This window comes from Micromonospora sp. NPDC023814 (assembly GCF_040639595.1).
Taxonomy (GTDB): Bacteria; Actinomycetota; Actinomycetes; order Mycobacteriales; family Micromonosporaceae; genus Micromonospora.
In genome coordinates this window covers 1-9,806 of record NZ_JBFAAF010000017.1, presented here as the reverse complement: position 1 = coordinate 9,806, position 9,806 = coordinate 1, and the positions used below count along the sequence as shown (strand labels likewise).

Genomic DNA, 9,806 nt, shown 5'->3' with positions numbered 1-9,806 from the left:
TTGTCCGACCCCAAGGGCAGGTCGGAGCTTGAAAACCGCTTGCGGAGGGCGGGAGAGTATCGCCGGAGGGAGCCGTTCGACCTCTTGACGATGGGCGAATGCTCGTTCGGTATCGATCTATCCAACGACGTCATGTCGGAGTATGAGGAAAGGGAACTGGAAGATATAGCTGGTCATGTAAACGAGGCTGGCGGAATCCTCGTCGAGTATTCTGGCGTCGGTTGCGTGCGGCGGCTGCTCGAAGTCGTTCTCCCGCAACTCGACGGGCTTCTTGATACCAACCACGGTGAGCTCGTTCCATACCCGGAGGTGCTGTCCAGGTTTAAGAGTGAGCCCAACTGGGACTGGTCGGTTCCTTCCTCGCAGTAACACGGCGCAGACATGGTGATCCCTGCGGCAGTCGTCGCAGGGATCACCTGTTGCGTGAATTGCCGGCCGTTGGGCAGATAGGAGTCATTGCTTACACGTGCGGCACCGGCAGATCGAGAACTTTCTCGACGTCGCGGCGCGGGGTCGGCCAGCCCGGCTGGCCGTACCCGATGCGCATCACCATCTGCGGCGTGCCGAACCGCCCCAGCGACAGCCGCAACCGCTCCCGCGCGCTCGGCACCTCGATCGGCTGGGACAGCATCGACACCGCCAGCCCCGAATCCGTCGCGGTCAGCAGCACCCGCTGCAACGCCTGCCCGGCGACGACCTGGTCGACGGCGGTGTTGCCGGGCGAGCCGAGCACCACGACCAGCGGCTCCGGCTCGAAGTCGCGCCCCGGCGCCCGGTCCAGGCCGCCGAAGCCCCGGGAGGGCAGCAGGTCCTGCGGCTCGCCCAGCGGTCCGCCGGACGCGACCGGCACCCCGTCGGGGGCGGGGGTCGAGCGCACCCACTCCTGGCGTTCGGCCACGTACGCCGGGTCGCGTTCGAGGACCCGGTGGGCGCTGCGGGCGATCTCGGCGAACGCGTTGACGGCGCTGACCCCGATCAGCAGCTCCAGCCAGCAGTGCTCGGCGCGGGCCGCCTCGGCCAGCCGCCAGCGGGCGTCGGCGGGCACCGGGTCGGGCCAGAACGGCGCCCGGTTGCTGAACCGGCGGGGGATCGCCGCGTGCAGGGCCTGGTCGGCGGGGGTGGGGTGGCGCGGCACGTCCGGGACCAGTCGGGCCACCACGTCCGGCTCCGCCGGGTAGGGACGCAGCCGTACGGTCGCCGGGGCGCCGGCCGCGGCGAGGGAGAGCCGCAGGTTGAACAGCGCCGCGCCACAGGCGATCCGGACGCCCCAGCCGTTCGGGTCGGTGGCCGGCAGGCGCCGGGCCGGGTCGACCAGCACCTCGATGCCGCCGTCGCGCAGCCGGAACCGCCACGGCTGGGTGTTGTGCAGCGACGGTGCCCGTACGGCGTCGGTCGCGGCGGCCCGTAGCTGCTCGACGGTGAAGCCGGTGTCCATGATTGTGCTCCTTCCCGTGGCAGGTCCTGCCGCCCCCGTCCGGTACACCTCCACGGTGCGTCAGCGGGGCGGGGTGCGGGCAGGGCCGGACGTCCCGTCCCGCCGGGCCCGACCGGCCCCGTCCCAGGTCAGGGACCTTCGGCCGGGCTGGCTCCGTCGCAGGTCAGGGGCCTTCGGCCCGGCTGGTTCCGCCCACCTGCCCGCGGGCATCCCGGCGGGGTGGCGCCGGACGACAGCCCGGACGGCCCGGTTCGGGACCTTCGGCCCGTGCGAAAACCGGTGGGAACGGGGTAGAAACGAGGGATGATCCGCGTGTTCCTGCTCGACGACCACGAGGTCGTCCGTCGTGGCCTGGCCGACCTGCTGCAGAGCAGCGGTGACATCGAGGTGGTGGGCGAGTCCGGCCTGGCCCAGGAGGCGGCCCGCCGCATCCCGGCCCTGCGGCCGGACGTGGCGATCCTCGACGCACGGCTGCCCGACGGCAACGGCATCGACGTGTGCCGGGACGTCCGGGCCGTGGACTCGTCGATCAAGGGCCTGATCCTCACCTCGTACGAGGACGACGAGGCGCTCTTCGCGGCGATCATGGCCGGCGCCGCCGGCTACGTGCTCAAGCAGATCCGCGGCACCGACCTGGTCGACGCCGTGCGCCGGGTGGCGGCCGGCCAGTCGCTGCTCGACCCGGCGATCACCACCCGTGTGCTGGAGCGCATCCGCAGCGGCGTCGAGCAGCCCCGCGAGCTGAAGTCGCTCACCGAGCAGGAGCGGCGGATCCTGGAGTACGTGGCCGAGGGCCTCACCAACCGGGAGATCGCCGGGAAGATGTTCCTGGCCGAGAAGACGGTGAAGAACTACGTCTCCAGCGTGCTGGCCAAGCTCGGCCTGGAGCGCCGCACCCAGGCCGCCGTCCTCGCCACCCGGCTCCTCGGCAAGGCCCGCTGACCGCCACCGGCCGTCGCGTCCGTCGTCCTGCCCCGTCCCGTGGGGCAGCTCGACAGCGTGCGCGAGGAAGCCCGCACGAGCGGGCGCCGGGTCGCGGCGTCAGGCGGGCAGGGGGACGGACCAGTGGAGTTCGGTGCCGCGGGGCTCGGCCCGGCGTACCTCGAACTCGCCACCGTGTCGCTCGGCGCGCTCGCGCAGGTTGACCAGCCCGCCGCGCGCGGCGGCCGGGTCGCAGCCCACCCCGTTGTCGGTGACGGTCAGCGTCACCCTGCCGGCGTCGACGCGCACCGCCACGGTCATCCGGGTGGCCTGGGCGTGGCGTACGGCGTTGGAGAGCGCCTCCCGCAGCACGGCGGTGACGTCGGGACGGACCTCGTCGGGGACGGCGCTGTCGATCGGCCCGGTCAGCTCCAGGCGGGGCCGGTAGCCGAGTGACTCGGCGGCCACCTCGACCGCCTCGCGGATCTCGGTGCGCAGCGCCGCGCTCATCGGGGTGCGCAGCTCGAAGATGGTGCGGCGGATGTCCTTGATGGTGGCGTCCAGGTCGTCGACCGCCGCGTTGATCCGCTTGGCCAGCTCCGGCCGGGTGGCCATCGGGGCGGCGCTCTGCAACTGCAGGCCCGTGGCGAAGAGCCGCTGGATGACCACGTCGTGCAGGTCCCGGGCGATCCGCTCGCGGTCCTCCAGGACCACCAGCAGCTCCCGTTCCTCCTGCCCGCGGGCCCGTTCCATGGCCAGCGCGGCCTGCCCCGCGAAGCTGCCCAACAGGGCCATGTCGTCGTCGGTGGCCACGGGCAACCGGTCGGGGCGGTGCGCGATCACCAGCACGCCGTGCAGGGTGTCGGCCGTGGCCAGCGGGGCGACCACCGCCGGCCCGGTGCTCAGCAACGCCGGCCAGGGCGCGGCGTGGGCCAGGTCCGCCACCTGGTCGTGCCGGCCCTCGACGACGGCGGCGGCGAAGCTCGTCTCGGCCGCGGGCAGCACCGTGCCGACCAGCGCGTCGGCCTGCTCGTCCGCCCCGTCCACCACCTCGACGGTGAACTCCTCGGCATCGGGGTCGTAGAGCAGGACCAGCGCCACCTCCGCCTCGGCGACCTCGCGGGCGCGCCGTGCCACCAGCCTCAGCGCGTCGGTGCGGCGCACCTCGCCCAGCAGCACGCCGGTGATCTCGGCGGTCGCGGCGAGCCAGCGCTCCCGCCGGTGGGCCAGCGCGTAGAGGCGGGCGTTCTCGATCGCCACGCCGGCCGCCGCGGCGAGCGCGACCACGATCTCCTCGTCGTCCTCGGTGAACTCCGCGCCGCCCTGCTTCTCGGCCAGGTAGAGGTTGCCGAAGACGTGGTCGCGGATGCGCACGGGCACGCCGAGGAAGCTGTGCATCGGCGGGTGGTGCGGCGGGAACCCGTAGGACTTCGGGTGCTGGGTGATGTCGGGCATCCGCAGCGGGCGCGGATCGTCGATGAGCAGGCCGAGCACGCCCCGCCCGTGGGGCAGGTCGCCGATCTTCGCGTGCAGCTCCGCGTCGATGCCGTAGGTGATGAAGTCGTGCAGCATCCGGTCCTGGCCGATCACGCCGAGCGCGCCGTAGCGGGCGCCAACCAGCTCGCAGGCCGCCTCCACGATGCGTTGCAGGGTGCTGCGCAGATCCAGGTCGGTGCTGATGCCGACCACCGCGTCGAGCAGGGCCCGCAGCCGCTCCCGGCTGGTCACCACCTCGCCGACCCGGTCCAGCATCTCCTGGAGCAGCTCGTCGAGCCGGATCCGGGACAGCGGGCTCAGCCCCAGGGAGGGGGTCACGTGCGGTTCGTACGGCGGGTTCGGTGCGCTGGCGGCCACCGGGCGATGGTATCTCCCGGTGGCCGTGGCCCAAGGCGCGCGCTACGCGCCCCCGGCGCGGACCGCCGACGTGTCCACCACCTGCCGCACCTCGAGCCGCGGGGTGTGCGGCGGTCCGGCGTGCGCCGGGTCCGCGATCCCCAGCCGCAGCACGAGGTACGGGTAGCCGAGGCCGGCCAGCAGCCCACGCAGCGTCTGCCGGGTGCCCGCCACCTCCACCACGCCGCTCAGCGGCACCACCGACACCCCGAGCCGGGTGGCGGTCAGCCAGGCGGCCGAGAGCGCCTCGCCGGCGCGCAGCCAGCTGTCCGGCTCGTCCTCGTCGCCGTAGAGGAGCCCGTACACGGCGGCCCGGTCGTGCCCCGGACCGACCGGCAGGGTGCCGGGGCGGCCGAAGTCCCGGGCCGGCACGGTGGTCTGCGGCGCCTCCTCGGGCAGCACCTCCGGCGGCAGGCCGGTGCCGGAGCCGCCCCGGCTCGTCCAGTACTCCAACTCCTCGCGCAGCTGCGAGTCCTCCGCCTCGACCGTCGCGGCGTGGCTGGCGACGGCGGCCAGCTCCAGGATGTTGTCGCGGTCGAGGAACTGGAGCTGGCACCCCTCGGCGGCGACCGCCGCCGCGATCCGCCCCAGCGCGTCGGTCGGCACCGGCTCGTCGCTGACCGGGCGCCGGTCCGTGTGCCGGACCTGCATGCACTGCACCAGGCGCATGGCCTCCGGGTCGGCCTCCACGCGGCCCAGCCCCGTCAGCCGGGCGAGCAGATCAGGGGCGTCCGGGTCAGGCATCCGCTCCACCACGGCCGTCCAGCCCTCCGCGGTCAGCGCCACCCGCGCGTGGTGCAGCGCCGCCCCACAGCTGTACGCCACCAGCCGGCCCTCCGGGTCCGTGGCGGTCAGCCGGGGATCCCGGACCACGCCCAGCTCCAGCGCGTCCGGCAGCACCCGCCACCGCCACGGCTGGCTGTTGTGCACCGACGGCGCGTGCCCGGCCGTCGCGGCGGCCTCCGCGAGGGCGGTGGTCAGCGGGCGGTCCCTGGCCGGCGTTTCGTGGCTCATCGTCTCGACCCTTCCGTTTCTCCCCATCGTGCCCCAGCCCGACACTGCCCGGACCAGGTCCCCTCCTCTCACCGCTCGCGGACGACCGCCACCGGGCAGTGGGCGTGCTGGATGAGCTGCTGGCTGACCGAGCCGAGCAGCATCCCCTTCAGGCCGCCCCGGCCGCGGGTGCCGACCACCACCAGGGAGGCGTTGCGGCTGGCGTCGACCAGCAGGGACGCCGGGCTGCCCGCCGCCACCTGCGCCTCGACCTCCACGTCGGGAAAGGTCCGGCTCCAGCGGGCCAGCGGCTCGTCCAGCTCGGCCCGGTCGGCAGCCGCCGCCTCCCGCGCCTCGGGACCCGACGGCGGGCGCTGGCCGGCCCCCGGATGCCAGGCCCGCAGCACGTGCAGCGGCAGCCCCCGGGCGGCCGCCTGCTCGTACGCGAAGCCGAGCGCCACCAGCGAGCATTCCGAGCCGTCCACGCCGACCACCACGGGCCCCGCCCGCCCGCCTGCGGCTGCCTCCTCGCGGACCACCACGACCGGGCAGTGCGCGTGGGCCGTGACCGCCACCGCCGTCGAACCGACGAGCAGCCCGCCGAAACCGCCGTGCCCCCGCGTGCCCAGCACCAGCAGGCCGGCCCGGGCCGAACGCTCCTGGAGCACCACCGTGGGCGGCCCGTCGAACACCTCACCGGTGACGGTCAGTTCCGGGTGCGCGGCGACCGCGTCCGCCGCCGCCTTGCGTACCAGCTCCTCGACCTGCCGGCGGGCCGCCTCGTCCGGCCAGATGCCCGGGGCGATGCCGGGGCCGACCCAGCCGGCCACGGTGACCCACTCGAAGACGTACGCCAGCCGGACGGGGCGTCCGCTGCGGCCGGCCTCCTCCAGCGCCCACTCCAGCGCGACCGAGGCGTCGGGGGAGCCGTCGTAGCCGACCAGGATCTCGTTGCCGCTCATGCCTCACCTCTCAGACCGGCGTCCGTCTCGCGGACCCAGCGCCATTCCGCCACCCGAGGGTCGTCCTCGCCGTACCGGCGGGTGTGGTCCCGGCAGGACTGGCGCGCGTCGACCATGTCCTGCCGCAGGTGGGCGGCCCGGGCGGCCAGCCCGGGCACCCGGTCGATCACGTCGATGACCAGGTGGAAGCGGTCCAGGTCGTTGAGCATCACCATGTCGAACGGCGTGGTGGTGGTGCCCTCCTCCTTGTAGCCGCGCACGTGCAGGTTGTCGTGGTTGGTCCGGCGGTAGGTCAGCCGGTGGATCAGCCACGGGTAGCCGTGGTAGGCGAAGATGACCTGCCTGTCCCGCGTGAAGATCGTGTCGAACTCCTTGTCCGACAGCCCGTGCGGGTGCTCCGTCGGGGGCTGCAGGCGCATCAGGTCGACCACGTTGACCACCCGCACCTTCAGCTCCGGCAGGTGCTTGTGCAGCAGGTCGGCGGCGGCCAGCGTCTCCAGCGTCGGCACGTCGCCGGCGCAGGCGAGCACGACGTCCGGCTCCTCGCCGCCGTCGGTGCTGGCCCAGTCCCAGATGCCGATGCCCCGCCGGCAGTGCATGACCGCCTCGTCCATCGACAGCCAGTTCGGCGCGGGCTGCTTGCCGGCCACCACCACGTTGATGTAGTGCCGGCTGCGCAGGCAGTGGTCCATCGTCGAGAGCAGGGTGTTCGCGTCCGGCGGCAGGTAGACCCGTACCACTTCGGCCTTCTTGTTCATCACGTGGTCGATGAAGCCCGGGTCCTGGTGGGAGAAGCCGTTGTGGTCCTGCCGCCACACGTGGCTCGACAGCAGGTAGTTCAGCGACGCCACCGGTGTGCGCCACGGGATGCCCCGGGTGACCTTCAGCCACTTGGCGTGCTGGTTGACCATCGAGTCGACGATGTGGATGAACGCCTCGTAGCTGGTGAAGATGCCGTGCCGGCCGGTGAGCAGGTACCCCTCCAACCAGCCCTGGCACAGGTGCTCGGAGAGGACCTCCATCACCCGCCCGTCCGGCGAGAGGTGCTCGTCGCCGGGCACCGTCCCGGCCATCCACGCCCGGTCGGTGACCTCGAACGCCGCGCCCAGCCGGTTCGAGGCGACCTCGTCCGGGCCGAAGAGGCGGAACGTCTCCGGGTTGGCGGTGATCACGTCGCGTATCCACGGGCCCAGCGCGCCCGTGGCCCCGGCCACGGTCTCGCCGGGCCGCTGCACGTCGACGGCGTAGTCGCGGAAGTCCGGCAGCCTCAGGTCGCGCAGCACCAGCCCGCCGTTGGTGACCGGGTTGGCGCTCATCCGCCGCTCGCCCGTCGGGGGCAGCTCGGCCAGCTCGGCCACCGGCGCGCCGGTCGCGTCGAAGAGTTCCTCCGGGCGGTAGCTGCGTAGCCAGCGCTCCAACTCGGCCAGGTGCTCCGGGTTCTTCCGTACCTCCGCCAGGGGCACCTGGTGCGCGCGGTAGGTGCCCTCCACCTGCTTGCCGTCGACGTCCCGCGGCCCGGTCCAGCCCTTCGGCGTACGCAGGACGATCATCGGCCAGCGGGGCCGCTCGACGGTGCCGCCGGAGCGGGCCCGCCGCTGGATGTCGGCGATCTCGTCCAGCGCCCGGTCCAGCGTGGCGGCGAGCGTCTGGTGCACGGTCGCCGGGTCGTCACCGGCCACCACGTACGGCTGGTAGCCGAAGCCGCGCATCATGTCCAGCAGGTCGTCCTCGGGAATCCGGTCTAGCACCGTCGGGCCGGCGATCTTGTAGCCGTTGAGGTGCAGGACGGGCAGCACCGCCCCGTCGCGGGCCGGGTTGAGGAACACGTTGGAGAGCCAGCTCCCCGCGAGCGGGCCGGTCTCCGCCTCCCCGTCCCCGATGACGCAGGCGACCAGCAGGTCGGGGTTGTCGAACGCCGCGCCGTAGGCGTGGCTCAGCGCGTACCCCAGCTCGCCGCCCTCGTGGATCGAACCCGGCACCTCCGCCGCCACGTGGCTCGGGACGCCGCCGGGGAAGGAGAACTGGCGGAACAGCCCGGCCATGCCGGCCTCGTCGCGGCCGATGTGGTGGTACCGCTCGCTCCAGGTGCCCTCCAGCCAGGTGTTCGCGACGATCGCCGGGCCGCCGTGGCCGGGACCGGTCACGAACATGGCCCGCAGGTCACGGGCGACGATCACCCGGTTGAGGTGGGCATAGAGCAGGTTCAGGCCGGGACTGGTGCCCCAGTGGCCGAGCAGCCGCGGCTTGACGTGCTCGGCCGCGAGCGGCTCGCGGAGCAGCGGATTGTCCAGCAGGTAGATCTGCCCGACGGTCAGGTAGTTCGCCGCTCGCCAGTAGGCGTCCAGCCGGCGCAGCTCGTCTCGTGTCAGGGGGCTGTGCAGGTCGAGAGCGGTGTCCATGCTGCATGAGCCTCTCGCGGATAGGGGAATCCTGCATCCTCGGAGCGCGGATTCGTCCGGGCCGGTCCCAGCTTCGCCGGTCGGCGCCGATGTGGATCAGGGCCGTTGGTCCCGCGCCGGGCGGGCGTTACGCCCCGTCCACCGGCCCCCCCGTCAGCCCGCGCACCACGATCACCGGCGCGGGGGAGTGGTAGAGCAGCGCCTGGCTGACCGCGCCGAGCATGCCCCGCCACGGCTCGTCGCCCCGGGCGGCGACCAGTGCCACCTGCGCCGAGCGGGACTGCTCGACCAGGACGGTACCGGGGTCGCCGCGGATCGTGTGGCACTCCGCCGGCACCGACGGGAACCGGCGCGCGTACCGCGCCACCAACTCGACGAGCAGGCCGGGGTCCTCCGTGCCGTCCTCCGGCTCGACGACCCGGACGGCCAGCAGCCGCGACTCCCGCCGGGCCGCGCACTCGAAAGCCCACTCCAGCGCGCCCAGGGAACTGGCGGAGCCGTCCACCCCGACCAGCACCGGGCCCTGCGGCGGCGGATCCCGGCGGGCCACCAGCACCGGGCATCCGGCCCGGGCGGCGAGCTGCACCGCCGGCACGTCGGCCGGCACGCAGTCGCCGCAGGCCGCCATGCCGGCGTCTCCGATGGCGAGCAGGAACGCCGACTCCGACCGACGGACCAGGGTGGCGACGACGGCACCCTCGACGATCTCGCCGCTGATCGGCAGCGACGGCTCGACCTCGGCGGCGACCTCGGCGGCCCTGGAGATCAGATCCTCGGCCTCGGCGCGCGGCCCCGCGATCGACGGGGCCTCCAGCGCGGCCGTCCAGTTGAACGCGTGCAGCAGGCACAGCGGGCGGCCGTGCGCGGCGGCCTCCTGCGCGGCCAGCCTGACCACCGGCAGGTTGCGCTCCGAGCCGAGCCCGACCAGCACGGCCGCCTCGGTGGCTGCGGCCATCCGGCATCACCTCCGCAGGCGTCGCGCCCGGCCCTGTCGTCGAGGCTAGTACCGGCGGTGGGGCCGCGGGGTGTGATCGGCGGTTGCTCCTGCGTGGCGGCTCGCCGGTCTGGTGGCGCTGTGGCTTGTTGTGGGTGTCGTGGTGGGTGTTGGGTTGCGGTGCGTGGTGGTGGGGGTGTGGCCCGCTGTGCCCGGCTCCGGGCGGTCAGGCTTGATCCCTGCGCCGGGCACGGCGGGCCACACCCCGT

Annotated in this window: 8 protein-coding genes; 2 read left to right on the top strand and 6 right to left on the bottom strand. The window is 73.6% G+C overall.

Going from position 1 to position 9,806, the window contains the following annotated elements:
- Complete coding sequence (locus AB0G14_RS12025) at positions 1–369, top strand: hypothetical protein (protein WP_357696410.1); 369 nt, start codon at positions 1–3, stop codon at positions 367–369.
- A gap of 91 nt (positions 370–460) precedes the next feature.
- On the opposite strand, the gene AB0G14_RS12020 is transcribed toward AB0G14_RS12025, so the two are convergent.
- Positions 461–1,435, bottom strand: coding sequence for a nitroreductase (locus AB0G14_RS12020; RefSeq protein WP_357696408.1), 975 nt, complete (start codon positions 1,433–1,435; stop codon positions 461–463).
- 303 nt (positions 1,436–1,738) lie between these two features.
- On the opposite strand from AB0G14_RS12020, the gene AB0G14_RS12015 reads away from it, so the two are divergent.
- The gene (locus AB0G14_RS12015; protein WP_357464030.1) at positions 1,739–2,377 is read left to right on the top strand and encodes a response regulator transcription factor; all 639 of its coding nucleotides are present in this window, start codon (positions 1,739–1,741) and stop codon (positions 2,375–2,377) included.
- Positions 2,378–2,476: 99 nt separating this feature from the next.
- On the opposite strand, the gene AB0G14_RS12010 is transcribed toward AB0G14_RS12015, so the two are convergent.
- From AB0G14_RS12010 to AB0G14_RS11990, 5 genes are all read right to left on the bottom strand, one after another.
- Entirely contained in the window at positions 2,477–4,153 is a 1,677-nt protein-coding gene (locus AB0G14_RS12010) for a GAF domain-containing protein (protein ID WP_357696576.1), read from the bottom strand.
- A gap of 99 nt (positions 4,154–4,252) precedes the next feature.
- The gene (locus tag AB0G14_RS12005; protein ID WP_357696406.1) at positions 4,253–5,290 is read right to left on the bottom strand and encodes a nitroreductase; all 1,038 of its coding nucleotides are present in this window, start codon (positions 5,288–5,290) and stop codon (positions 4,253–4,255) included.
- 41 nt (positions 5,291–5,331) lie between these two features.
- The gene (locus AB0G14_RS12000) at positions 5,332–6,204 is read right to left on the bottom strand and encodes a universal stress protein (RefSeq protein ID WP_357696404.1); all 873 of its coding nucleotides are present in this window, start codon (positions 6,202–6,204) and stop codon (positions 5,332–5,334) included.
- On the bottom strand, positions 6,201–8,603 hold the full coding sequence (locus tag AB0G14_RS11995; protein ID WP_357696402.1) for a phosphoketolase family protein: 2,403 nt from the start codon (positions 8,601–8,603) through the stop codon (positions 6,201–6,203). Before AB0G14_RS11995 ends, AB0G14_RS12000 begins: the two co-directional genes overlap by 4 nt.
- A gap of 127 nt (positions 8,604–8,730) precedes the next feature.
- Positions 8,731–9,558 (bottom strand): universal stress protein, encoded by an 828-nt coding sequence (locus tag AB0G14_RS11990; protein ID WP_357696401.1) that lies wholly within the window; start codon positions 9,556–9,558, stop codon positions 8,731–8,733.
- Positions 9,559–9,806 lie beyond the last annotated feature (248 nt).

Bases quoted from the DNA above. Each gene is read 5' to 3' on its own strand.
- AB0G14_RS11990 (WP_357696401.1), bottom strand. From the start codon at position 9,558: ATGGCCGCAGCCACCGAGGCGGCCGTGCTGGTCGGGCTCGGCTCGGAG.
- AB0G14_RS12005 (WP_357696406.1), bottom strand. From the start codon at position 5,290: ATGGGGAGAAACGGAAGGGTCGAGACGATGAGCCACGAAACGCCGGCC.
- AB0G14_RS12000 (WP_357696404.1), bottom strand. From the start codon at position 6,204: ATGAGCGGCAACGAGATCCTGGTCGGCTACGACGGCTCCCCCGACGCC.
- AB0G14_RS12015 (WP_357464030.1), top strand. From the start codon at position 1,739: ATGATCCGCGTGTTCCTGCTCGACGACCACGAGGTCGTCCGTCGTGGC.
- AB0G14_RS12020 (WP_357696408.1), bottom strand. From the start codon at position 1,435: ATGGACACCGGCTTCACCGTCGAGCAGCTACGGGCCGCCGCGACCGAC.
- AB0G14_RS11995 (WP_357696402.1), bottom strand. From the start codon at position 8,603: ATGGACACCGCTCTCGACCTGCACAGCCCCCTGACACGAGACGAGCTG.